This window comes from Micromonospora sp. LOL_023, assembly GCF_048060115.1.
GTDB lineage: Bacteria > Actinomycetota > Actinomycetes > Mycobacteriales > Micromonosporaceae > Micromonospora_E.
Window position 1 is genome coordinate 35,552 of the sequence record NZ_JBHMIM010000042.1, and the last position, 23,255, is coordinate 58,806.

A 23,255-nucleotide genomic window follows, 5' to 3' on the forward strand; every position below is an offset into this window, starting at 1 on the left:
TCACGCTAGCCCCCGCGTCGGACGGCGTACCGGCGGGCGTAGCTGCCAGACCCGGGCGTGCCGCTGGGAGACGCTTTCCAGCGCCACCGGCACCGGCACCCGGTAGCCGGCCAACTCGGTGAACCGGCCCCGGGGCAGGAACGCCCGGTCCGGGTCACCGACCAGCACTCGAGCACCGTCGGCGGCGGCGGTCAGCAGGAACAGCAGGACCCGGGACGCCATCGCCTCGCTGTAGAACACGTCGCCGGCGAGGACGACCTGCGCGTCCCCGTGGTCGCCGGCCAGCGCGTCGCCGGTGACGACCTGCAGCGGCACCTGGTTGGCCGTCGCATTGAGCCCGGCCGCGGCGCCGGCCACCGGATCCACGTCGACCGCGCGTACTGCCGCCGCTCCGGCCCGGGCGGCGGCGATCCCGACCAGTCCGGAGCCGGTCGCCAGGTCCAGGACCCGCAGCCCGGCGACGGTGTCCGGGTGGTCCAGCAGATAGCGGGCCAGGGCCTGCCCGCCGGCCCAGGCGAACGCCCAGAACGGCGGTGGCTGCTCGCTGCGGAACTCGCCCTCGGTCAGTTCCCAGAGCCCGATCGGCTCGGCCGCCTGGTAGAGCTGCAACTCGGGGACGTGCGGCACCGGAGCGAGTCGGGCATGGGCGCGGACGAAACCAGACAGATCAGCAGACACGACCCGGATTGTGCCGCGCCGGTCTTCCGACCAACTCCTCGGCCCGTCGTTACCGGTTCACCACAGGTGGTGAATTCACCCTGTCTACTTTGCAGTGGGTGAGAAGAACGGACCCTGTCCGGTCCACCGGTACGCCCGTACTGTGGCGGATGGACCTGATCGGCGGTACGAGTGACGAAGGTGGTGGGCACGGTGGGGCGGTTCGGGACCCGCGTCGCGGTCGGGCTGGCCGGGGCAGCCGGAATTCTGTTCGCCGTCGCCACACCGGCACTCGCCCAGGGCGGCTACCGGGCGCAGATCCTCGACCTGCCGGAGGAGGCCGTGGCCGGCGAAGGGCCGGTCGGGATGACCGTCGAGGTCAGCCGGGACCTCGGCGGTGACTGCGAGAAGGTCCGCTGGTCGATCGTGCTGCGGTCGGACGGCGTCGGCCTGGACCAGATCCGGGCGGCCCGCATCGAGCAGGGCGGCGAGTTCGCCCTCGACGTTCAGGTCGACGGGGACACCGTCCGGCTCACCGATGTCCAACTCGACCCCGGCAACCTCTGTCAGGACCGGACGGTCACCGCGGAGTACCAGTTCAGCTTCACCGACGACGCCGAAGGGCGGGTGACCTTCACCGCCGAGGCGTACAACGTCGACGCCGAGCTGCTCGCCGACACCGCCGCGACGTTGCCGGTGGTGGCCGAGGCCGGTGCGTCGGCCGACCCGCAACCGTCCGAGACGCCGGTGGACCTGGTGGAGGACGAGCCGGTCGGCGGTGCCACCGATGCGGCGGCCGGTGCCGGCGGCGGCGCGGCCCAGCCGACCGGCGCCATCCCGGCCGGCGACACGTCCGGTATCCCGGTGGCGTGGTTCATCGCCGGCGGTGCCCTGGTCTTCGTCGGCTTCGGCCTGCTGATGCGGGTCCGCGCCAGGTTGCTACGGGCCACCGGCGACGTCGACAGCCCAGACCGGACCGGCACCCTGTGGCGGTCGGCGACCGCACCAACCGCGCGCCAACCGCGGACCACCGCACCCCGTCCCGCTGTCAGCTGGCCCCAGACCCAGACCCAGGTACGGTCACGGCCGGGGCGGGGCCGGCGGCGGTGACGGTGGCCGGCTACGTCCGGCAGCCCGGCGTACGGTCCGGTTGGCGTCCCGCCGGCCGATCCCGGTAGCCCGCAGCAAATCACTGCCGGCCGTCCTGACCTGTGCGACCACCACGTTCCCCGAGTATCCGAGCCCCAGCGCGTACGCCTCGCCCGCCTCGCTGACCGCCCGCTGCACCCGTTCCCGGGTCTCGGCGAACTCCCGGCCCCGGTCCAGCTCCCGGTGCATCGCCTGCAGCGCCGCAGCGAGCTGGCGCAGCGCGGTCGGTAGCCGGTCAGGGACCGGCTCGTCGTCCTCGAGCACCGACACGACCCGGCGCAGCATCGCCCGACAGTTGCGGGCGGCCCGTTCGATGTGATCACCGCCGTCGGTCAACTCGGCCAGCACATGCCGGTTCGACCAGCGTCGCGGTGCCAGCGTGACCACCTCGTTGGCCGCCTGCAACGCCTCCTGGAGCTGGGTCAACCGAGGGTCGAAGTCGCGTACCTGGTCGAGCGCCGCCCTGGCCCGGTCGAGATCGTGGCTGGCCAACGCTGCTGCCGACCGGTCCAGCAGGGCTGCCAACCGCTCCAGCGCCGGGCCGACCGCCCGCTGCACCAGGCGTAACGGGTTGAGCGGCAGCAGCACCAGGACCACGGTGAGCCCGACCAGACCACCGATCAGGGCGTTGAGGAAGCGGGGCAACCCGATCTCCGGATTCGCGGGTGTCAGAGTGGCGATCAGCACGGCGGTGCCGCCGGTCTGCACGAGCAGGGTGCTGCTGCCACGAAGCAGGATCGCCACCACCACGGCGAGCGCGACGATCAGACCGGTCTGCCACGGACCAGCGCCGAGCAGCGCCACCAGCAGGTCGCCGGCGGCGATGCCGACGGCGACGCCGACCACCGTCTCGATGGTGCGCCGCAGCCGCTGACCGAGTGCCGAGACGATGGTGCCGACCGCGACCGCCGGCGCGAACACCGGGTCCGGGTTGCGCAGCACGTCGTCGGCGAGCAGCCAGGCCAGCGCGGCGGCGACGCCGGCCTGCACCGGGATGATCGATCTGCCGCGCAGATGCCGTAGCCGCTGACGACCTTCACGCAACCCGCGGGCCGGTAGGGCCCGCACCCCCCGCCGGACCCGGTCGACGGTGGCCGCCAGCTGGGACTGCTTCTCCTCACCGGCGGCGTTCTTTCGGGCGGCGGCCACGAACGGGGCTACCCCGATCGCGGTGCCTGAATCCTCGCTGCGGCGGCCGCCCAGGCGGGGGCCGCGGTCAGATCCGGCCGGTAGGTACGCAGCCGGCAGCGGCGTCGCAGCAGCCCGCGGAGCTCGGACAGCCCACCGTCGACCACGCCGAGTGCCCTGGCCTGCACCAACACGTTGCCCAACGCGGTCGCCTCGACCGGACCCGCGACCACGGGCAGGCCACAGGCATCCGCGGTGAGCTGGCAGAGCAGTTCGTTGCGGGCGCCGCCACCTACCAGGTGAATCACCGTCACCGTACGTCCGGCGAGTTGGGCCGCCTCGCGTACCGCCGCCCGGTGGGCGAGGGCGAGGCTGTCGAGGACGCAGCGGACCACGGACGCGGGGGAGTCCGGCACCGGCTGGCCGCTGGCCGCACACCTGTGCGCCACCCGGCCGGGCACGTCGCCAGGCGGCAGAAAGACCGGGTCGTCCGGGTCGATCACTGCAGCCAGCGGCCGGACGCCTGCGGCGTCGGCCAGTACCTTCGCCAGCTCCACCGGCCGGCCCTGCGCCCGCCAGTGCCGTAGGCATTCCTGGAGCAGCCACAACCCCATCACGTTGCGCAGGTACCGTACCGTGCCGTCGACCCCGGCCTCGTTGCTGAAGTTGGCCACCCGGCTGGCCGCCGACAGCACCGGGGCGGCCAGCTCCAGGCCGACCAGCGACCAGGTGCCGCACGAGATGTACGCGAAACTCTCGTCGGTCGCCGGCACGGCGACCACCGCCGAGGCCGTGTCATGCGAGCCGACCGTGGTGACCGGCACCGCCCGGTCGGTGCCGAGCTCCGCGCGTACCTCCCCGGTGAGTTCGCCGGCGGCGTCACCCGGCTGCCGCAGCGGTCCGAAGATCCGCTGCGGCAGGCCGGCGCCGGTGATCACGTCGGTCGCCCACCGGCGGGTACGCACCTCGAGCAGCTGGGTGGTGGAGGCGTTGGTGACCTCCGTACCGGCCTGACCGGTCAGCCAGTAGGCGATCAGGTCGGGGATCATCAGCAGTTGGTCGGCGACCGCCATGGCCGGGGACGCGGCCCCCGCCACCAGCTGGAACAGGGTGTTGAACGGCAGTTGCTGTACGCCGGTGGTGCGGTAGAGCCGTTCGGCGCCGAGCCGGGCGACGACCTGCTCGGCGACCCCGTCGGTGCGCCGGTCGCGGTAGTGCACCGGGTTGGCCAGCAGCGCGCCGGTGCTGTCCAGTAGCCCGAAGTCCACCGCCCACGAGTCGATGCCGATGCTCGCCAGGTCGGCGCGGCGGGCCAGCGCCGCGCGTAGCCCGGTCAGGGTCTGGGCGTACAGCCGGAGCGCGTCCCAGTGCAACGTGGCGCCGATCCGCACCCCGCCGTTGTCGAAGCGGTGCAGCTCGGTCAGGCGTACGCCGTCCCCGTCGACCTCGCCGAGCATCACCCGCCCGCTGGCCGCGCCGAGGTCGACGGCGGCGACCGTGGCGGCGGTCCTACGGGGTCGCCGGCCGTCCGTACCCGCGCTCACCGCAGGAACGCCGCCGGCACGCCGGCGTCGACCGGCAGGTGGGTGCCGGTGGTGTGCGACAGCTCGCCCGCCGTCAGCACGTACACGGCGTTCGCCACATGCTCGGGCAGCACCTCCCGTTTCAGCAGGGTCCGCTGCGCGTAGAAGGCGCCCAGCTCCGTCTCGGGTATGCCGTACACCGCAGCCCGCTGCGCACCCCACCCGGCGGCGAAGATGCCGGAGCCGCGGACCACCCCGTCCGGGTTGACGCCGTTGACCCGGATGCCGTGCGCGCCCAGCTCGGCGGCGAGCAGCCGCACCTGGTGCGCCTGGCTGGCCTTGGCCGCCCCGTACGCGACGTTCGCCGGCCCGGCGAAGACGGCGTTCTTGCTGACCACGTAGACGATGTCGCCGCCGAGCCCCTGGTCGATCATCAGCCGGGCGGCGGCCCGCGACACCAGGAACGACCCGCGGGCCATCACGCCGTGCTGACGGTCCCAGTCGGCGTCGGTGGTCTCCAGCAACGGCCGGGACAGGGACAGCCCGGCGTTGTTGACCACCAGGTCGACGCCGCCGAAGGCCAGCGCGGCCCGGGTCAACGCCGTGTCGACCGCGTCGGTGTCGGTCACGTCGACGGTGACCGCCACCGCCCGGTCCGGCCCGCCGATGTCCTCGGCGACCTGCGAGGCGGCGGCGCTGTCGCGGTCGGCGACGACCACGGCGGCACCCTCGGCGGCCAGCCGTCGGGCGGTCGCCGCGCCGATGCCCGACCCGCCACCGGTGACCAGCGCGATCCGCCCGGCCAGGGGGCGGGGCGCCGGCAGCCGCCGCAGCTTCGCCTCCTCCAGGGCCCAGTACTCGATGCGGAACTTCTCCGCCTCGTCGATCGGCGCGTACGTCGACACCGCCTCGGCGCCGCGCATCGCCTCGATCGCGTTGCGGTAGTACTCGCCGGCGATCCGGGCGGTGGCGGCGTCGGACCCGTAGCTGAACATGCCGACCCCCGGCACCAGCACGATCGTCGGATCGGCACCCCGCATCGGTGGCGAGTCGGGTCCGGCGTGCCGCTGGTAGTAGGCCTGATAGTCGGCCCGGTACCGCTGGTGCAGCTCGCGGAGCCGCGCGACGGCGTCGTCCAGCGGGGTGTCCGCCGGCAGGTCCAGCAGCAGCGGCCGGACCCGGGTCCGCAGGAAATGGTCCGGGCAGGACGTGCCGAGCGCGGCCAGCCGCGGATGCGCCTCGCGGGCCAGGAAGTCCAGCACGGCGTCGTCGTCGCTGAACTGGCCGACCTGCCGGGTGTCGGTGCTGACCAGGCCCCGGATCACCGGGGCGAGCGCGGCGGCCCGTGCCCGGCGCTGCCCGGCCGCGAGGGCGACGTACCCGCCACGGACCGGGCCGAACGGCTCGGGCCGGCCGTGTTCGGCCAGGAATCGCTCGATGGTACGGATGATCTCCAGTGAACGTGCTTCACATTCGTCGCTGGTCGCACCCCAGGCGGTGATGCCGTGTCCACCGAGGACCACCCCGATCGCCTGCGGATGGTCCCGGGCGATCGCGGCGATGTCGACGCCGAGTTGGAAACCGGGCCGACGCCACGGCACCCAGCGCACCCGATCACCGAAGCAGCGTCGGGTCAACTCGGCACCGTCGGCGGCGGTGGCGAACGCCAGCCCGGCCTCCGGATGCAGGTGGTCGACGTGCGCGGCGTCGACCAGGCCGTGCATCGCGGTGTCGATCGACGGCGCGGCACCGCCCCGGCCGTGCAGGCAGTAGTCGAGCGCCGGCACCATCTCGTCCTCCCGCCGCGACCCGACCGCCTCGCCCCGGTACATCTCGGCGAGCGCGCGCAGCCGGTCGACGCGCAGCACCGCCAGCCCCTGGGCGGTCAGCGTGCCGAGGTCGCCGCCGGAGCCCTTGACCCACATCAGTTCGACCGGCTCACCGGTGACCGGGTCGCCGGCGTGGGCCTTGGCGGAGATGTTGCCACCACCGAAGTTGGTGGTCCGCCGGTCGGCACCGAGTCGGTGCCCCCGGGCCAGCAGCGCGGCGACCTCGTCGTGGACCGGCTGGTGCGGCTCGTCGTTCATCGTCCTCACGCCCCCCAGCCGGCCTGCTGACCACCGACCCGCTCGGCGGCGATCCGCTGCGCGTACCCGCTGCGGGCGTAGGCCGCCATCGGGTCCGGGTCCAGCCCCTGCTCGGCGCGCAGCTCGCGCAGCAGCGGCCGGACATCGGTGTGGTACGCGTCCATCAGTACGGCGTTGGCGCCGAGCACGTCACCGGCGGCCTGCGCGGCGGCCAGCGCTTCGGCGTCGACCAGCAGTGCCTTCGCCGTTGCTTCCTGCACGTTGAGCACCGAACGGATCTGGCCGGGGATCTTCGGCTCGATGTTGTGGCACTGGTCGAGCATGAAGTTGATGCCGCGCGCCGGGCGCAGCGCGTCGGCGGAAACGATCTCGAACATGATCCGGAACAACTGGAACGGGTCGGCGGCACCGGCCATCAGGTCGTCGTCGGCGTAGAAGCGGGAGTTGAAGTCGAACGCGCCCAGCTTGCCGGCGTGCAGCAGGAACGCCACGATGAACTCGATGTTGGTCCCGGGGGCGTGATGGCCGGTGTCGATCACCACCTTCGCCCGGTCGCCCAGCCGCAGGCAGTGCGCGTACGCGGTGCCCCAGTCCGGCACGTCGGTGGTGTAGAAGGCCGGCTCGAACAGTTTGTACTCCAGCAGCAGCCGCTGCCGGTCACCGAGCCGGGCGTACGTGGTGTGCAACGCCTCGGCGAGGCGGTCCTGGCGGGCCCGGATGCTGTCCTGCCCGGGGTAGTTGGTCCCGTCGGCGAACCACAGCTTGAGGTCGGTCGACCCGGTCGCGTCCATCACGTCGACGCAGTCGATCAGGTGCGCGACGGCCTTGCGGCGGATCCTCGGGTCGGGGTTGGTGACGCTACCCAGCCGGTAGTCGTCGTCCTGGAAGACGTTGGCGTTGATGGTGCCGATCCGTACGCCGAGCCCATCGGCATGGTCGGCGAGCTGCTGATAGTCGTCGACCCGGTCCCACGGGACGTGCAGCGACACGATCGGGGCAATGCCGGTGAAGGCGTGTACCTGGGCGGCGTCGGCGATCTTCTCCTGCGGCGTACGGGGCACGCCGGGCTGGGCGAAGACCTTGAACCGGGTGCCCGAGTTGCCGTACGCCCAGGACGGCACCTCGATCTGTTGGTCGCGGAGCGCGGCCTTGATCCGTTCGGCCATCTCACGCCCTTTCGTGTCGCGTCGGGTGGATCCCGTCGTGCTGTCGCGCCTTTCGGACCGCGCCCTACCGGTGCGCGTCCCGGACCTCGGCAAGCTGCTCATCGAGGTGGAAGATCTCGTCGAGCAGGACGAGGCCCTCGTCCGGGTGCCGGCCGTCAAGCTCGGTGAAGAAAGGTGCCATCTCGGCCTGCCAGCGGGCGTTGACCTCGGTGGCGGCCATCGCCGCCCGCGCCGCTGTCAGGTCGGCTGTCCGGACGTATCCGATCAGCAGCCCGTCGGGGTGCAGGAAGAGCGAGTAGTCGTGCCAGCCGGCGTCGCGTAGCGCGTACAGCATCTCCGGCCAGACGGCTGCGTGCCGGACCCGGTACTCCGCGAGTCGCTCCGGGCGGACCCGCAGCATGAAGCAGTATCGCCGCACGCCAACTCCTGAACTGAACCGTTTCAAAGATGGATCCCGAACATACGAGTGCTTCGATGTGACTGTCAAGGACGCCGGGCGCGCCGGACGCCTGCGGTCAGGCACCGGAGCGCTGGTTGCGGGACTCCTGGCTGGATTCGCGGACCACCAGCTCCGGGTCGAAGACGACCTGCCGGTGCCGGTGGGTGCCGGGGTTGGCTGCCTCGTCGAGGAGCAGGGTCGCGGCGGTGTGCCCGAGCCGTTGCCGCGGCTGGCGCACCGACGACAACGGCACCGCGGCCGCGGCGGCGAACTCGATGTCGTCGTAGCCGACCAGGGCGATGTCGTCCGGCACCCGCACCTGCTGACGGGTAAGCCCCTGCAGGACCCCGAGCGCGAGCAGATCGTTGGCGCAGAAGACCGCAGTGACCCGGGAGGTACGCGGCGTCCCCAGCATCCGGGCGGCGGCGTCGCGGCCGGCGGCGACGGTCAGGCTCGGCGTGTCGAAGCGGCGCAGCTGCCCCTCGGGCAGGCCGGCCTCGGCCAGTGCCCGGACCGCGCCGGCGTACCGGTCCCGCACCTGCTCCAGATGCTGCGGTCCGCCGACGAACGCGATCCGCCGATGCCCGGCGTCGATCAGGTGCCGCAGCGCCAGCGTGCCACCGAGCCGGTCGTCGACGGAGACCGAGCAGATGTCCGGCCGGCGTGACCGGTGGTCCAGCAGGATCACCAGTACGCCGCGCTCCCGCAGCCGCATCAACCGTTCGCTCGCGTCGTCGACCGGTGTGATCAGCACCCCCTGCACCCGCTGCTCCTCGAGCAGGTCGAGATAGGCGCGTTCCTTGGCGGCGTCGCCGTCGCTGTTACAGAAGATCACCGGCATCCCGACGGCACTGGTGGCGTCCTCGACGCCACGGGCCACGTCGGTGAAGAACGGGTTCGCCACGTCCAGCACCACCAGACCCAGGGTGCGGCCCCGGCCACGACGCAGTTGCCGGGCCGCGTCGTTCGGGACGAAGCCGAGTTCGCTGATCGCGGCGAGCACCCTCGTCCGGGTGCCGGCCGCGACGATGTCCGGCCGGTTGAGCACGTTCGACACGGTGCCGACCGAGACACCGGCACGGGAGGCGACGTCCCGGATGCTGATCGCTGGTCCCGGCACCTGTGTCTCCTTCGATGGTGGCGGTGCGCTGGCCTGAAACGTCACAACGCTGCGGCGATTATCCGCGTGTCGACCGCTGTTGAACACCGGCGGTCGCCCGGTTCGGGCGGTCCGCCCGGCGCACGGGAATCTGCCAACATCGACGAGTTCTTTCCGGCTGACTATGCAGGACGTCTCCGGCACGAACCGCTGGGGCGGCCGGACCTACGTCCGCGACACCGGCTACACCCGACGGGCCGGTCCCGGCCGTTCAGCCGAGCTCTGCCGGCTCCCGCCCGATCTCCCGGGCCACGGCCAGTCGGATCCAGTCGGTGAGCTGCCGGCGGGTCACTCCTCGATCGTGGATCGCCGCCTGGACGGCCAGCCCGTCGATCAGTGCGTTGATCCGCCACGCGGCACCCTTGGGATCCGGGCAGTCGAAGGTGCCGTCGGCGCATCCTGAGGCGATCACCCCGGTCAGCGCCTCCTTCCAGCGCAGGTCGAGGTTGCGGCAGACCCGGTTCAACGCGGGGGTCCGCAGCGACTCGGACCAACCGTCGATCCAGAGCGTCCATGACTTCGACCTGCCTGTCGGCGCGTACAGCCGAATGATCTTCTTGAGCTTTTCCAGCGGGTCCGCCGCGGATCGCACGACGGCGTCGAGCCGCGCCAGATCCTGTTCGGCCGCGAAGGCGAACGCCTCGGCGAGGAGTCGCTCCTTGGTGGCGAAATGGTAGAAGACCAGCGCCTGGCTGACTCCCGCTGCCTCCGCCACGTCTGCGGTACGGGTGTTGGCCAGACCACGCTCCACGATCACCTGGCAGGCGGTGCGCAGCAGCGAGTCGAGGCGTACCTCGGCCGATCGTCTTGTCACGGCGAACACGGTAACGCACTATCATCGATACGATGAGTTACCAGTCAATTTCCTGACTCAGGCAACCGATGACATGGGGTAATCCGAATCTGGTTCGCGCGCAGGCGGGCGACTCATGGCCTGTCGCTGCCGTCTGGGCTTTTTGTCTGGAGCATCCGCGGGGGCGCGCCGAGGGCACCCCGAGTTGGCACTACCGCGAGGGCTGGGCTAAAGTTTCCATCCGTCGGCAGGAACACCTCAGGGTGGTCCGGTCGAGCAAGACAAGCGGACGTAGCGCAGCTGGTAGCGCATCACCTTGCCAAGGTGAGGGTCGCGGGTTCGAATCCCGTCGTCCGCTCGGAGATGCCACCAGAGCACGTCGGGGGCAACCTCGGTGGAGTGGCCGAGAGGCGAGGCAACGGCCTGCAAAGCCGTGTACACGGGTTCAAATCCCGTCTCCACCTCGTCAACAACGAGGGCGATTGGCGCAGTGGGAGCGCGCTTCCTTGACACGGAAGAGGTCACTGGTTCAAACCCAGTATCGCCCACCAGTTCAGGGGCCGTGCCGATCACTCGGTGCGGCCCTTGAGTGTCTGTGCTTTTCCGCCGGGTTCGTCGTCGGGCGCGTGGATCTCATCCATCGCCCGTGCTCCGCTGAGCACAGACCGGCCGTAGCTGATGACCGTAGACCTTATCGGTGACCGAGGTACCCGTGTGGCCGAGCAGGTCGACGATCTGCTCAAGACTCAAACCGCTGTCCGACAGCAGCGATACGAAGCTGTGTCGCGATTCGCGGTGCATCCACTCCTTTCGTCCAGCCCGGCGAGTCAGGCGATCCGCCGGAAGGCGTGCCGGACGTTGGCGGCGTCCAGTTTCTGTCCGGTGGTCGATGAGAACCCCACGCCGGTTTCCGTCCATTGAGTCCCGGCGCGCCGCCTGCGCGTGTTCTGCGACCACGGCACGCTGGCCCTCGGCGACTTCGACTTCTAACGCCCAGGGGTGGTCGCGACCGGCCTGCAGGTGCCGCGGGGCAGCCCTGCTGGGCGTCAACCGGCTCGGCTACGACGACGCCGCCGGCTGGCCGCATCTGTACTGACCTTCGCCCGGCCGCCTTTGGGCCACCCCGCCGACGTCGTCGGAGATCCCGATCTGCTTCGGGGAAGCTCAGTCGGCGACCGACAGGTCGATGGTGTGTGCGGCGTGGTTGGCCTTCGCCGCCAGGTAGCGGACGTTGGCGGCGGAGACGTGCACCCCGGTCGGGATCTGCTCGGTGACGGTGACTCCCAGCTGGGTCAACTGCGCCGTCTTGTCCGGGTTGTTGCTCAGCAGCGTCACCCGGCGCACCCCGAGCGCGAGCAGCATCTGCGCGGCGACGGTGTAGTCCCGTTCGTCTTCGCCCCGGCCGAGCGCCACGTTCGCCTCGAACGTGTCCAGGCCGGCGTCCTGCAACGCGTACGCGTCCAGCTTGGCGTACAGCCCGATGCCCCGGCCCTCCTGCCGCAGGTAGAGCAGGAACCCGCCGCTGGCGGCGATCCGTTCCACCGCCTCCCGTAGCTGCGGTCCGCAGTCGCACCGCTGGCTACCGAAGGCGTCACCGGTCAGGCACTCGCTGTGTGGGCGGACCATCGGTGATGCCCCGCCACCGGCGGCCCGATCCAGCGCCCGACGCCAGTCGCCAAGCCCGAGCGCGACGTGTTCCCGCCGGTCGGCGAGACCGTCGAAGGTGAAGACCCGGGCGTCGGTGGAGTAGCCGTCGGAGAACCGCAGCGGCACCGTGACCTGCCGGCGGACCGCAGCCGACGGCACGGGAAACGACCCGTTGGCGGTGACGGGCTTACCGTTGACAGGTGCGTGGGGCGGCGGTTCAAGCATGGGTGCTTCCTATCGGTGGTGGTGGGGCTGCGGCGGTGCCGACGTCGAGACGGCCGGCACCGACAGGCGGGCGGTACGGAAGAATGTGTGCCGGCCTCACCTGCAGGCTATCTTTCGATCGACCAGGAGGTGCCATCAGTGGTTGAGCGACCCTACGTCCTGCTCAGCTGCGGCATGTCGATCGACGGGTATCTGGACAGCGCGGGCGATGAGCGGTTGCTGCTCTCCAACGACGCGGACTTCGACCGGGTCGACGCCGTACGCGCCAGCTGCGACGCCATTCTGGTCGGGGCCGGCACCGTCCGTCAGGACGATCCGCGGCTGCTGGTGCGCTCGGACGAACGGCGGCGCCAACGGGTGGCCGGCGGCCGGCGGCCGACGCCGCTGAAGGCGACCGTCACCGGACGGGGTGATCTGGACCCGCAGGCCCGGTTCTTCACCCTCGGCGAGGTCGACAAGCTGGTGTACTGCGCCACCGGCAACCTCGACGGTGCCCGGCGGCGGCTCGGCCGGGTCGCCACCGTGATCGACTGCGGCGACCCGATCGACCTCGCCCGCGTCGTCGACGACCTGCACGGCCGGGGGGTCGAACGGTTGATGGTCGAAGGCGGCGGCCGGATCCACACCCAGTTCCTCGCCGCCGGCCTGGTCGACGAGCTGCAGTTGGTCGTCGCGCCGTTCTTCGTCGGTGACTCGCGGGCACCCCGGTTCGTCGGCGACGGCTGCTTCCCGTGGCACGCCGACCGGCGTGCCACGCTGGCCGAGGTTCGGCAGATCGGTGATGTGGCGCTGCTGCGCTACGCCATGTCTCCGCGCTTCGACGGACGGTAGCCGGGGGGTCTGGGTCGTCAACGCGGTCACGTCCCGGGTCGCCGTCACGTCGCGGGCTGCGGGCTCAGCTGGGCCTGGCGTCGGGCCCGTAGCCGACCTACCGACAGTTTCCGAAGTCCCCGCACGGCGAGCACACCCGCGCCGGGCAGGCTCGCCGTCAACGCGAGCAGCCCGTAGACCACGGCGACGGTCAGGCCGAGGCCCGCGCCGAGCCCGGCCGCCCCGAACGCCCACGCCGTCACCCCTTCCCGTGGCCCCCAGCCGCCCACGTTCAACGGCACCGCCATCGCCAGCAACGCCAACACCATCAGCGGGGCCAACTGATGCAGCGGAGCCGTCGAGCCTGCGGCGCGGGCGGCCACGACGAACGTAGCCAGGTGACCGGCGAGTGCCACCACGGACAGCGCCAGCACTCCGGGCCAGGTACGGCGGGCCAGCAGCCCGCCGTGCAGGTCGGCGATGGTCCGCCGGACCGCCCGCACCCACCAGGACCGGACCGGTGCCGCAGCCGCGGCGGGCTGCTGCGCGAGGTCCTGCTCGGGCCCGCCGGCCCGCCGGCGGCCACGTACCGTCGCGACCAGCACTGCCACCGTCGCGACCAGCCCGACGCCGACCACGGCGATCTGGGCGCCGGTGACCAGTGCGGCCGGGGCCGGCACCGGAAGGGTCAGCAGAACGCCCGCGGCGACGGCGAACAGCACCACTTGGCCGGCGGTGCGTTCCAGCACCACCGCCCGGACCCCGCGCCCGACGTCGGAGACTTCCCGTCCGTGCCGGACCGCGCGGTGCACGTCACCGAGTACGCCGCCGGGCAACGCCGCGTTGAGGAATATTGACCGGTAGTAGTCGGCGACCGCGCCACCCAACGGAAGCGTCATGCCCATGCCTCGGACGACCAGGCACCACCGCCAGGCACTGGCGATCGTGGTCAGCAGTCCGATGCCAGCGGCGATCAGCAGGGTCCCCGCGTCGATGACCCGCAGACTTTCCAGAAACGCCGCGGTACCGAGACGCCAGGCCAGCACCGCCAGGATGCCCAATCCGCCGATCAGCCGTACCCAGGGCCAGATCTTGCCCTTCACTGCGCGTCACGGCCGGTGCTGACCGTACGCCGTGGGCTCCTCGCCCTGTCCATCCGAGCCCTCCTTGGTGAGCCTCCGCCGACTGATACGGCGCGGCGTCGCCTGCGGTTCACTTCGGCAGCACCAGCAGGTCACGATGTTCGACGGTGACCCGCAACTCGCCTGCGGTGGCGGCGGCGAGTCGGCGCTGGCGGTAGCCGCTGGGCCGGCCGGCCAGCTCCGGCTGCTGCTCGTACGCGGTCTCGATCCAGCCGTCCAGCCAGCGGGTGGTGAGTTCGGCGTGTTCGGGGCCGAGCTGCCAGGCGCTGGGGCGTACCAGCACGGTCGCGCCACGTCGGGTGAATGCCTCGGTGGCCGCCTCCACCGCGTCCGGGCCGAGCAGCGGCCGGCCGGCGCTGTGCCGCCGCTGATGGTCGTTGAACGCGGCGGCGAGTTCGTCGTCCAGCGGGTCCGCCGGATGGAACCGGACCTCGCCGACCACCGTCAGGGTCAGCAGCGCCGGGCAGGCCACTGTCAGACAGGTCTGCGCAAGGGCGTCCAGCTCGTCGTGGGTGAGCAGGTCCAGCAGCGCCGACGCGGTGATCAGGTCGGCCCCGGCGAGGTCGTCGGCGGACAGCGCAGCGACGTCACCGGGTCGGGTCGACACGGTGACCTGCCCGCCGTCGGCACCGGCGGGTGCCATCCGGGCCCGGGCATAGCCCAACAGGCCGGCGTCCCGGTCGTGCATCACCCAGTGTTGGCTGCCGGGCAGTTGCGGGGCGAGCCACCGCCCCATCGACCCGGTGCCGCATCCAAGGTCGTGTACCTGGGTGTGGCCGGCGGCGGCGAGCAGCCGGCGCAGCTCGGCGACGAGCTCCGTCGACCGGGCCTGCGCGTCTGCTGGTTCCCGCAGCCCCAGCCAGGCCGGGCTGTAGCCGGCCGAATCAATCGTCTCCATCGGTTCTCCCTTCCTGCCGCCGGTGCAGTTCGACCAAGACGGCGGAGACCACGGCGGTGGTGTCGGCCCAGCTCGGCAGCGTGGATCGCCGCTGCGCGGCGGCGGCCCGCAGCCGGGTCCGCCGGTCGGCGTCGCCGAGCCAGTTCCGCAGCGCCGCGCCGATCACCGAGGGGTCGCCTGGTGGCACCAGCATTCCCGGTACGGTGCCGTCGTCGGCCAGGCCGAGCGCCTGCGGCACTCCGCCGACCCGGCTGGCCAGCACCGGCACGCCGCGCGCCAGTGCCTCGGTGACCACCATGCCGTACGTTTCGGCGTGCGAGGGGAGGACCAGCAGATCCGCACCGGCATACGCGTCACCCAGCGCGTCGCCCGCGCGGGGGCCGACCAGCCGCACCCGGTCGGCCAACCCGTGCCGCGCGATCCGCGAGCGTACGTGGGCCACGTGCGCGGTGGCGTCCAGCGCCCCGACGCAAACACACGTCCAGCTCAGGTCCGCGACACCGGCCAGCGCGTCGACCAGCACGTCGTGCCCCTTGCGGGGGGTGACCGACGCGACGCAGAGCAGCCGTCCGCCGGGCGGGTCGCCAGCGGTGAGTGGCGCCGGAGCAACCCCCGGCACCGCCACCCGGACCCGGTCGGATGCCAGCCCGTGTCGCCGGGTCAACTGCCGGGCGGTCGAGTCGCTGGTGGCGATCACCGCCGCGGCGTCGGTCAGCACAGCGCGTTCGGCCGCGTTCAACGCGGCCGCGTCGGCTGGCGCCAGCCCGGTTTCGTCGGCCAGCGGCAGGTGTACCAGGACCGCCAACCGCAGCCGGTCGGTGTGCGCGGCGAGTACCTCGGGCACGCCGCAGGCGACCAGGCCGTCGATCAGCACGACCGTCGCGTCCGGCAGGCCGGCGAGGGTGTCGCCGAGCGCGGCGCGGGCCGCCTCGTCGGGGCGCGGCCAGCCGCCGGGGACGGCGATCTCGTGGACCGGCCAGCCGGCGGCGGCCAGTCCGGCGCTGACCTGCCGGTCGTAGACGTTTCCGCCGCTGGGCGTCGCCGGATCGTCGACGTTGCCGGGCAGCACCACGACGAGCATCGGTCAGAGCGCCCGTTCGTAGCTCGCCCAGGCGATGTGCGATTCGTGCAGGGTGACGCTGATCCCGGCCAGGCCACGGGCACCGACGCCGAGGTCACCGGCGTGCACCCGGTCGGCCAGCCGGTCGGCGATCAGCTTTGCCAGCCACTCGGTGGAGGTGTTGACCCCGGTGAACGCCGGCTCGTCGTCGAGGTTGCGGTAGTTCAGGTCCGCCAGTACGGCCTTGAGCTGCTCGCTGGCCAACCCGATGTCGACGACGATGTTGTCGTCGTCGAGGTCGGTGCGCTTGAAGCTGGCGTCGACGACGAACGTCGCTCCGTGGAGCCGCTGCGCCGGGCCGAACGCGTCACCGGTGAAACTGTGGGCGACCATCATGTGATCACGGACGGTGACGTTGAACATTCTCATCCTCCAGTCGGGTAACGGATCACGTGACACAACGCCGGCAGTGAGCCGTCGGCGAGCCGGGGCAGCAACCCGGGCAGGTCGGCGAAGTCGCTTTCGCCGGTCAGCAGGGTGTCGAAGACGTCGTCGGCGAGCAGGTCCAGGGCGACGGCGAGCCGGCCGGCGTACCCGTGCCGGTCCCGGCGGGCCGGCGACACCCGGCCGACCTGGCTGCTGCGGATAGTCAACCGGCGGGAGTGGAAGTGCTCGCCGAGTGGTACGGCGACCGTCCGGTCGCCGTACCAGCTGAGGTCGATCACTGTGCCCTCGACGGCGAGCAACTCCAACGACCGGGCCAGCCCGGCCGAGGTGGCGCTGGCGTGCACGACCAGATCGCGTCCGTCGGCGGCGTCGTCCGGGTGGGCGAAGTCGACGCCGAGCGCGGCGGCGACCGGTGCCCGGCCGGGGTCGACGTCGACCAGTTCCACCCGTGCGCCGGGGAAGCGGGCGGCGAGTGCGGCTACGGTGGCGCCGACCATGCCGGCGCCGACCACCGAGATCCGGTCGCCGAGCAGAGGAGCGGCGTCCCACAGCGCGTTGACCGCGGTCTCCGCGGTGCCGGCGAGCACCGCCCGGCGGGCCGGTACGGCGTCCGGGACGACGGTGACCGCGTCGGCCGGCACGACGTAGCGGGTCTGGTGCGGGTAGAGGCAGAAGATGGTACGTCCGACGAGGTCGGCGGGACCCTGCTCGACCTGCCCGACGTTGAGGTAGCCGTACTTGACCGGGGCGGGGAAGTCGCCGTCCTGGTGGGGGGCGCGCATCGTCGCGTACTGGTTGGGTGGCACCTCGCCGCGGAAGACCAGGGTCTCGGTGCCCCGGCTCAGTCCGGTGAACAGGGTGCGGACCAGCACCTCACCTTCGCCGGGCGGGCCGACCTCGACCGGTCTGATCTCACCTTCGCCGGGGGTGCGCAGCCAGAACGCGTGCTCGCGCAGCGTCATCGGCGTCCTCTCGTCGTCCCGGTTGGCCCCGGTAACCATACGCAGGACACGGAGGGTGACGAACGGTGATCGAACAGCCGCCGGGCGGTGCGGCGTCACGACCCGTCGGCTCAGCAGATGCACGAGTTCGGCGGGAAGCGATTCCGCAGGTGTATCTGGGTTGTCCCGCTTGGGCATTGTCCCGTCTCGGACACAGGCCCAGAATTCGTCCTCGACGACGTCCAACTGGTCGCGCAACACGTGGCCCACAGGCTCGGCCCGTACGCGGTCCGGTCGACCGGGTGGGAGATCCGTGTTCGTCGGCGCCGCGATCGACTGGCTGGACCACCGGAACTGGGCTTCTTCGGCTCGGTGTGGCATCCCGAAGGCTACGAGGACGTGCCGGCGTTGATCCGCGACTACCACGGCCGACCGACGCTGTACGGCGCCGGAGTGAAGGATCGGCGGCGTCACTGAGTTCCGGTCGACACGAGGTGATTGCCTACTGATTGCGACGGCGGTCGTGACCTGACCTATCGGGTTGCGGTACCGTGCCCAGTCGTCGTATTCGACCGGACGTATCTCCCGTTCGGCTACGGTTTCCCCACTCCCGCCCGCGTCTCCATGGCGGGGGTCCACTTCGGAAGGATCTTAAATGTCGCAGACCATGTCAGGGCCGGCCACCGGGCAGAAGTCCTGGATCGTCGCGCTGCTGCTCTGCTTCTTTCTCGGCGGGCTCGGCGTGCACCGGTTCTACGTCGGCAAGATCGGCACCGGTGTGCTGATGCTGGTCACCCTCGGTGGCCTCGGCCTCTGGGTGCTGATCGACCTCATCGTCATCCTGATCGGCAAGTTCAGCGACAAGCAGGGCCAGCCGCTCGCCAAGTGACCCAGGACGGTGTACGGGCCGACGCGCCGCCGGTCGCGGCGGCGCGTCGGCCCGTCACGACGCAGGTCAGGCGACCGGGTCGCCTCCCGTCCGGGAGGCGACCCGGCGTTGCTCACGGTAGATCGACGACGACCGCTCCACTGTCGAGCGCCGTGGTGCTGGCGTTGGTTCGGCTGTCGTAGACGACCGTCCCGGTGGCCGCCTCCCGGACCCGGATCCAGAAGCGATCCTTGCCCTGCTCGCGCAGCGCCTCGTCGTTCAGCCCGACCATGTATTCGTAGTCGCCGGCACCGTTGACCGTGCCCCGGCCGTTGAACCGCACCTGCGGGCCGTCGACCACGTACCCCCGGTGGCTGGTCGCGGCGAACTCCCACTCGCCGACGCGCAGGCGCAGCGCCACCGGGCCCGGCCCGGTCGCGTCCGGCCCGGCCGCCGCGACGAACCCGAACTCGGCCCGCCCGGCCACCTGCTCGTCGGCGACGTACGCCCCCGCCGGCGAGGTGAACCGGCCGGAGCCGGCGACGTGCCCGCCGTCGGCCCGGTGCACCGCCAGATAGCCGCCGGCCAGGGTGTGCGCGGCATCCCGGTCGTCGAGCACCGTGACAGCCGGCCGGTAGACGCCAGGCTCGGCGTAGGCGTGGCTGGCGACGCAGGCGGAGCCGTCGATCGTGCCGGTGCCGACGGCCCCGTCACCCCAGACCACCAGGCACCGGTGGGTGTCGTCGGCGCCGTTGTCGCTGAACGTCGCGGTGACGCTGACCTCAGCACCAGCCGCGACCGGCCCGGCCGGCCCGGTCACCGCGATGATCACCGGGGCGGTGTTGACCGGCCGGATCGGCGCGATGCTCTCCAGGGTCGGCACCACCGGGACGATGGAGCCGTCGGCGGCGAACTCGAGCCGGTCGATGGTGGTCTCCCGGTGCGTGCCGTCGCCGTCCGGGATGGCGAACCGGTGGTAGGCGATGTACCAGTCGTCGGTGCCCGGCACCCGCACCACCGAGTGGTGGCCGGTGCCTTTGATCCCCAACGACAGGTCCTTGCGCAGGATGGTGCCCCGCCGCTCGCTCCACGGCCCGAGCGGCGAGTCGCCGACGGCGTACGCCACCTGGTAGTCCTCGCTGCGGGTGTCGTTCTCCGACCACATGAAGTAGTAGCGGCCGTCCCGCTTGATGACGAACGCGCCCTCGTTGTATCCGGCCGGCCGGTGCGAGGTCACCTCGGCCGGGTCGAACGACACCATGTCCTCGTTGAGCTCGACCTGGTGGGCGTTGCCGTTGCCCCAGTACAGGTAGGAGCGGCCGTCGTCGTCGGTGAACACCGCCGGGTCGATCATCTGACCGGGGTACGTCCCGGCCGGCACCAGCGGCTCGCCGAGCGCGTCGCGGAACGGCCCGGTCGGGGAGTCGGCGACCGCGACACCCAGGTGCTTGCCGGTGTCGCCGGTGGCCTTTCCGCCGCTGAAGTAGAAGTACCACTTGCCGTCGCGTTCGGCGATCGTCGGTGCCCAGGCGCTGTTGTCCGCCCAGTCGACGTCGGTCTCCAGATCCAGGATCACCCCGTGGTCGGTCCAGTTGACCAGGTCAGCCGAGGAGAACACCGAGAACTTGGTGCCGCTCCAGCCGGCGAACCCGTCGGTGGTGGCGTAGAGGTAGAACCGGTCGCCGAAGACCGCGATGTTCGGGTCGGCGTACAGCCCGGGCAGCACCGGCGAGCGCATCAGTCGGGCTTCGACGGTCCAGGTCGCGGTGGTCCCGTCGGCGCCGGTGACCGTGTACGTCACCGGTGTGCTCAGGTCCCGTACGGTCCCGGAGGCCGGGTTGACCGTGGCGCCGGGGGCGAGGGTGAACTCCGGTGCCAGGGCGGTGACGTCGGCGTCCGGTCGCACCGGCAGAATCACCCGGCGGTCGTCGGCGTCGACGATCGCATCCACCTTGAGCTGCGGCACCGTCGCACCGGTGATCGCCGTCGGGTCACCGCCGATGGCGTACACCTCGTCGGCGGTCAACGCCCGGCCGTAGATCCGGAAGTCGTCGACCTCACCGGCGAAGTACGGGTCGGCGCCGTACAGCGACCGTCCGATGTATCCGGCGTAGGCGCGGGTGCTGTCGTGCAGGTCCGCCGGGCGCACGGTGACGTCGGTGGCCCGGGCGATCGCGACTCCGTCGAGATACATCACGGCGGTACGGGTCGCCGAGTCGACGGTCACCGCGAGGTGCTTCCACTCGCCGCCGGTCAGTGCCGACGACGCCCGCAGCTGCTTCTCGGCCTGCCAGCTGCCGGTGGTGACCGCCGAGAACAGCACCCCACCGCCGTTGCGCGGCGTGCTGAACAGGTAGCGGTCGCTGTTCGGGCCGAGACCGTAGATCCACTGGTTGGCGGTGCTGGAGGCGTCCCACTTGACCCAGGTCGCCACGGTGGTGCTGGTGACCCCGGCGAACACGCCGTTGGGGATGGTGACGTACGGCGCGGTGGTGGAGCTGCTGGCGCCGCCGCTCATCTTGAACGAGCCGCTGCCGTCGACGCCGGTGCCGAACGCGGGGGTCCGCTCGTACCGGCCGTGCCGGCCCTGCCCGGAGGAGTCGGTGGCGACACTGCCGCCGGTCTCGTCGAACTCGTAGTGCACCAGCAGCCCGTCGGTCGGCTCCGGCCCGGGGTCCGGTCCGTGCGCGGCGAGCAGCGCGTCGTACTCGGTCTGGGTGACCGGCAGCACGGTGCCGTGGCGCGGGTGCGACGGTAGCGCGTAGTCACTCGACGGTGTCCAGTCACCGGAGGCGAGGTCGGTGGTCTCGAACGGGATGTAGCCGCGTCCGCCGAACTCGTCGATGAACAGGTACCACTTCTCCTCGGTGTTCGATTTGAAGATGGTGGGTCCCTCACCCTGGGACATCGAGCCTCGGCCGATGCAGTCGGTGAGGAAGTCCCATTCGGTGTCGCGCAACGACGTCGCCGTCTCGGCGAGGATGAACTTGCTGCACGGCGTCGACGAGGAGTTGTTGCGCTCGTCCTTGGTGAACCGGTAGTAGACGCCGTCGTGGTCGATCACCGTCGAGTCGATCACCGAGTAGCCGGGATCCACCCACACCTGCGGCTCGGAGAAGGTGTGGAAGTCCCGGGTGGTGGCGTACAGCATCTTGTTGTAGGTGCTCCCGGTGTGGTCCGGGTCGTTGGCCGCGTACAGCTTGGAAGCCCAGAAGACGACGTACGCGCCGATCGACGGGTCGTAGTACGTCTCCGGTGCCCAGGTGTTGCCGGCGGTGTCGGGGGAGACCTGGACCAGGCGCTGGTCGGTCCAGTTGACCAGGTCGGTGGATTCCCACACCATGATCGACTTGCTGCCGTGCCGCTGCGCACCGTCCCAGTTGCCGTTGCCGTGGATCCGCAGGTCGGTAGCGATCTGGTAGAACTTGTCACCCTCCGGGGAGCGGATGATGAACGGGTCGCGCAGCCCCTTCTCGCCGAGCGTCGAGGTGAGCACCGGCCGGCCGTCGTTGAGCTGCTGCCACCGCAGCGGGTCGTTGCCCTGGCTGAGGGCGAAGTAGACCTGTTCGCCGTCGGCGGTGCCCTCACCGGTGAAGTAGCTGAACAGGTAGCCGGTGCGGGCGGCTGGTGCCGGCAGTTCGGGCACGCTGGCGGTGAACTCGCGGGTGGCGCTGGCCGCGTTGCGGGTGACGGTGGCGGTCAGCGTGACGGTGGTGTCGCCGGCTCCGGCCGCTGGTCGGGTCACCGTGCCGTCGGTGGCGATCACCGCCGGGTCGCTGGACGTCCAGGCGACCGCTGTGCCGACGGCCCCCGCCGTGGGCAGGGTCAGGTTGCCGCGCACGTCGTCAACGTTGTGCACGGTCAGCGCCGTGGCGGCGTCGGCGACGATCTGCGCGTCGTCGAACTCGGCCAGTACGGTCACCTCGAAGGTCCTGGTGTCGGTGGCGGTGCCCCGGCTCAGGGTGGCGGTGAGCGTGGCCTGCGCGTCGGGCTGGCCGACGGCCGGTCGGGTCACCGTACCGTCGGTGGCGACCACCGCCGGGTCGCTGGACGTCCAGTCGATGGCCGAGCCGCCCGGCCCGGTTGCCAGCAGTGGGAGGTCGGCGGTGACCCGGCTGGTGTCGCCGAGGTCCAGCTCGGCCGCGTCGTGGGCGACGACCGCGGCCGCCGCGCGTGCACCGAGCTGGGCAGCTTCGTCGGCGGTGACCGCCCGGTCGTAGATGCGGAAGTCACGCACCCGACCGGCGAGGTAGCGGTCGCCGGTGTAGACCGAACGTCCGATGTAGTTTGCGGTGGTGGTGCCGCCGCCGATCGACCCGGGGGTGATGGTGACCGCGGTGTTGCGGCCGACCTCGACCCCGTCCTCGTAGAGCACCCCGGTGGTGCCGGACTGGGTGTATGTGAGGTGCTTCCAGACGCCACGGGCGAGGTTGCGGGTCGGGTTCGGCCGGGTGTTCTGCTCGGTGGACCAGTTGCCGCTGGCGATCGCGGCGCGGAACTGGTCGCCGGTGGCGAACAGGTAGCCGTCGCCGGTGCCGCCGCTGGTGTTGCCTATCCCAAAGATGAAGTAGGGGGTGGCCTGCGCCGGGTCGATGAGCACGTCCATCGTCACGGTGACCGAGTCCAGGTCGCGTAGAACGTCGTCGGGCAGATCCACGTACGTGTCGGTGCCGTTGAGGCCGAGTCCTTCTTCACCGGACCAGTTGGCGGTGCCGTGCACGGTGCCGTGCCGGTCGTTGCCTGAGGCGTCGGTGGCGACGGTCCCGGCGGTGGCATCCAGTTCGTACCAGAGGACAAGTCCGTCGGTCGGTCCGGCGGCGGTGGCGGTGGTCGGGCCGGCGGCCAGCAGGCTGGCGGTGAGGGCGAGGGCGGCGAGTGATGCCAGGGCTGTTCGTCGTGGTCCGGCGGTACGCGGTCGATCCCGCTGCGGCATGACTGTCTCCTCCAGGGAGGTGTCCGATTTCTTGTTTGAGATCCGGTATCAGTTGTTGTTAGCGTTAACAAAAGTTGGTGGACAGGAGCCGGGTCGTCGGTTCCGATTCGCTGCCGCGACACGGCTGTTGCGAGAGTGTTAACCGGGTCGTACCTTGTCGTCAAGGGTCGACGACCCGGCTTC

19 protein-coding genes and 3 tRNA genes are annotated in these 23,255 nt (G+C 71.4%); 7 read left to right on the forward strand and 15 right to left on the reverse strand.

Features of this window, described 5'->3' with window-relative positions; translation table 11 throughout:
- A complete protein-coding gene (locus ACFHVL_RS21535) occupies positions 1-678 on the reverse strand; it encodes a class I SAM-dependent methyltransferase (RefSeq protein ID WP_416630177.1) in 678 nt (225 codons plus the stop codon).
- A 171-nt stretch (positions 679-849) separates the two neighbouring features.
- On the opposite strand from ACFHVL_RS21535, the gene ACFHVL_RS21540 reads away from it, so the two are divergent.
- Positions 850-1,767, forward strand: coding sequence for a hypothetical protein (locus ACFHVL_RS21540; RefSeq protein ID WP_416630179.1), 918 nt, complete (start codon positions 850-852; stop codon positions 1,765-1,767).
- Here the strand turns inward: ACFHVL_RS21540 and ACFHVL_RS21545 are convergent.
- The 7 genes from ACFHVL_RS21545 to ACFHVL_RS21575 all read right to left on the reverse strand — a co-directional run bounded on the left by ACFHVL_RS21545 (position 1,738) and on the right by ACFHVL_RS21575 (position 10,122).
- Positions 1,738-2,955 carry an FUSC family protein gene (locus ACFHVL_RS21545; RefSeq protein ID WP_416630181.1) on the reverse strand — a complete coding sequence of 406 codons (1,218 nt, stop codon included), beginning with the start codon at positions 2,953-2,955 and terminating at the stop codon, positions 1,738-1,740. The two genes, ACFHVL_RS21540 and ACFHVL_RS21545, sit on opposite strands and share 30 nt — an antisense overlap.
- 8 nt (positions 2,956-2,963) lie before the next feature.
- Positions 2,964-4,478, reverse strand: coding sequence for a rhamnulokinase (locus tag ACFHVL_RS21550; RefSeq protein WP_416630183.1), 1,515 nt, complete (start codon positions 4,476-4,478; stop codon positions 2,964-2,966).
- The gene (locus ACFHVL_RS21555; protein ID WP_416630184.1) at positions 4,475-6,544 is read right to left on the reverse strand and encodes a bifunctional aldolase/short-chain dehydrogenase; all 2,070 of its coding nucleotides are present in this window, start codon (positions 6,542-6,544) and stop codon (positions 4,475-4,477) included. Before ACFHVL_RS21555 ends, ACFHVL_RS21550 begins: the two co-directional genes overlap by 4 nt.
- A gap of 5 nt (positions 6,545-6,549) precedes the next feature.
- On the reverse strand, positions 6,550-7,710 hold the full coding sequence (rhaI, locus tag ACFHVL_RS21560; RefSeq protein WP_416630185.1) for an L-rhamnose isomerase: 1,161 nt from the start codon (positions 7,708-7,710) through the stop codon (positions 6,550-6,552).
- Positions 7,711-7,774: 64 nt separating this feature from the next.
- Positions 7,775-8,128 (reverse strand): L-rhamnose mutarotase, encoded by a 354-nt coding sequence (locus ACFHVL_RS21565; RefSeq protein WP_416630187.1) that lies wholly within the window; start codon positions 8,126-8,128, stop codon positions 7,775-7,777.
- Positions 8,129-8,225: 97 nt separating this feature from the next.
- On the reverse strand, positions 8,226-9,269 hold the full coding sequence (locus tag ACFHVL_RS21570; protein ID WP_416630189.1) for a LacI family DNA-binding transcriptional regulator: 1,044 nt from the start codon (positions 9,267-9,269) through the stop codon (positions 8,226-8,228).
- A gap of 250 nt (positions 9,270-9,519) precedes the next feature.
- A complete protein-coding gene (locus tag ACFHVL_RS21575) occupies positions 9,520-10,122 on the reverse strand; it encodes a TetR/AcrR family transcriptional regulator (protein ID WP_416630191.1) in 603 nt (200 codons plus the stop codon).
- Positions 10,123-10,386: 264 nt separating this feature from the next.
- On the opposite strand from ACFHVL_RS21575, the gene ACFHVL_RS21580 reads away from it, so the two are divergent.
- From ACFHVL_RS21580 to ACFHVL_RS21590, 3 genes are all read left to right on the forward strand, one after another.
- Positions 10,387-10,459 (forward strand) — tRNA-Gly (locus ACFHVL_RS21580).
- Positions 10,460-10,494: 35 nt separating this feature from the next.
- A tRNA-Cys gene (locus ACFHVL_RS21585) sits at positions 10,495-10,565 on the forward strand.
- 12 nt (positions 10,566-10,577) lie between these two features.
- Positions 10,578-10,652 (forward strand) — tRNA-Val (locus ACFHVL_RS21590).
- Between the two features lie 613 nt (positions 10,653-11,265).
- On the opposite strand, the gene ACFHVL_RS21595 is transcribed toward ACFHVL_RS21590, so the two are convergent.
- Positions 11,266-11,907, reverse strand: coding sequence for a GTP cyclohydrolase II (locus tag ACFHVL_RS21595; protein WP_416630211.1), 642 nt, complete (start codon positions 11,905-11,907; stop codon positions 11,266-11,268).
- A gap of 204 nt (positions 11,908-12,111) precedes the next feature.
- Here ACFHVL_RS21595 and ACFHVL_RS21600 point away from each other — a divergent pair, with 204 nt between their 5' ends.
- The gene (locus ACFHVL_RS21600) at positions 12,112-12,804 is read left to right on the forward strand and encodes a RibD family protein (protein ID WP_416630193.1); all 693 of its coding nucleotides are present in this window, start codon (positions 12,112-12,114) and stop codon (positions 12,802-12,804) included.
- 44 nt (positions 12,805-12,848) lie between these two features.
- Here ACFHVL_RS21600 and ACFHVL_RS21605 read toward each other — a convergent pair whose 3' ends face one another.
- The 5 genes from ACFHVL_RS21605 to ACFHVL_RS21625 all read right to left on the reverse strand — a co-directional run bounded on the left by ACFHVL_RS21605 (position 12,849) and on the right by ACFHVL_RS21625 (position 17,292).
- On the reverse strand, positions 12,849-13,886 hold the full coding sequence (locus tag ACFHVL_RS21605; protein ID WP_416630195.1) for a lysylphosphatidylglycerol synthase transmembrane domain-containing protein: 1,038 nt from the start codon (positions 13,884-13,886) through the stop codon (positions 12,849-12,851).
- A 109-nt stretch (positions 13,887-13,995) separates the two neighbouring features.
- Positions 13,996-14,823 (reverse strand): class I SAM-dependent methyltransferase, encoded by an 828-nt coding sequence (locus tag ACFHVL_RS21610; protein ID WP_416630196.1) that lies wholly within the window; start codon positions 14,821-14,823, stop codon positions 13,996-13,998.
- Positions 14,810-15,904, reverse strand: a complete 1,095-nt coding sequence (locus tag ACFHVL_RS21615; protein ID WP_416630197.1) for a glycosyltransferase family 4 protein — start codon at positions 15,902-15,904, stop codon at positions 14,810-14,812. The genes ACFHVL_RS21610 and ACFHVL_RS21615 overlap by 14 nt, the downstream gene beginning before the upstream one ends.
- 3 nt (positions 15,905-15,907) lie before the next feature.
- Positions 15,908-16,306, reverse strand: a complete 399-nt coding sequence (locus ACFHVL_RS21620) for a 6-pyruvoyl trahydropterin synthase family protein (protein WP_416630198.1) — start codon at positions 16,304-16,306, stop codon at positions 15,908-15,910.
- A 2-nt stretch (positions 16,307-16,308) separates the two neighbouring features.
- Positions 16,309-17,292, reverse strand: a complete 984-nt coding sequence (locus ACFHVL_RS21625; RefSeq protein ID WP_416630200.1) for a zinc-dependent alcohol dehydrogenase — start codon at positions 17,290-17,292, stop codon at positions 16,309-16,311.
- A gap of 240 nt (positions 17,293-17,532) precedes the next feature.
- On the opposite strand from ACFHVL_RS21625, the gene ACFHVL_RS21630 reads away from it, so the two are divergent.
- On the forward strand, positions 17,533-17,748 hold the full coding sequence (locus ACFHVL_RS21630) for a hypothetical protein (protein WP_416630201.1): 216 nt from the start codon (positions 17,533-17,535) through the stop codon (positions 17,746-17,748).
- A gap of 178 nt (positions 17,749-17,926) precedes the next feature.
- On the forward strand, positions 17,927-18,160 hold the full coding sequence (locus tag ACFHVL_RS21635; RefSeq protein WP_416630202.1) for a TM2 domain-containing protein: 234 nt from the start codon (positions 17,927-17,929) through the stop codon (positions 18,158-18,160).
- 112 nt (positions 18,161-18,272) lie between these two features.
- On the opposite strand, the gene ACFHVL_RS21640 is transcribed toward ACFHVL_RS21635, so the two are convergent.
- Positions 18,273-23,072: a family 43 glycosylhydrolase gene (locus tag ACFHVL_RS21640; protein ID WP_416630203.1), complete on the reverse strand. Its 4,800-nt coding sequence runs from the start codon at positions 23,070-23,072 to the stop codon at positions 18,273-18,275.
- Positions 23,073-23,255 lie beyond the last annotated feature (183 nt).

What these genes read in the sequence shown, in the direction of transcription:
- ACFHVL_RS21555 (WP_416630184.1), bottom strand. Translation starts at nt 6,544, where the DNA reads ATGAACGACGAGCCGCACCAGCCGGTCCACGACGAGGTCGCCGCGCTG.
- rhaI (WP_416630185.1), bottom strand. Translation starts at nt 7,710, where the DNA reads ATGGCCGAACGGATCAAGGCCGCGCTCCGCGACCAACAGATCGAGGTG.
- ACFHVL_RS21610 (WP_416630196.1), bottom strand. Translation starts at nt 14,823, where the DNA reads ATGGAGACGATTGATTCGGCCGGCTACAGCCCGGCCTGGCTGGGGCTG.
- ACFHVL_RS21615 (WP_416630197.1), bottom strand. Translation starts at nt 15,904, where the DNA reads ATGCTCGTCGTGGTGCTGCCCGGCAACGTCGACGATCCGGCGACGCCC.
- ACFHVL_RS21620 (WP_416630198.1), bottom strand. Translation starts at nt 16,306, where the DNA reads ATGTTCAACGTCACCGTCCGTGATCACATGATGGTCGCCCACAGTTTC.
- ACFHVL_RS21625 (WP_416630200.1), bottom strand. Translation starts at nt 17,292, where the DNA reads ATGACGCTGCGCGAGCACGCGTTCTGGCTGCGCACCCCCGGCGAAGGT.
- ACFHVL_RS21635 (WP_416630202.1), top strand. Translation starts at nt 17,927, where the DNA reads ATGTCGCAGACCATGTCAGGGCCGGCCACCGGGCAGAAGTCCTGGATC.
- ACFHVL_RS21640 (WP_416630203.1), bottom strand. Translation starts at nt 23,072, where the DNA reads ATGCCGCAGCGGGATCGACCGCGTACCGCCGGACCACGACGAACAGCC.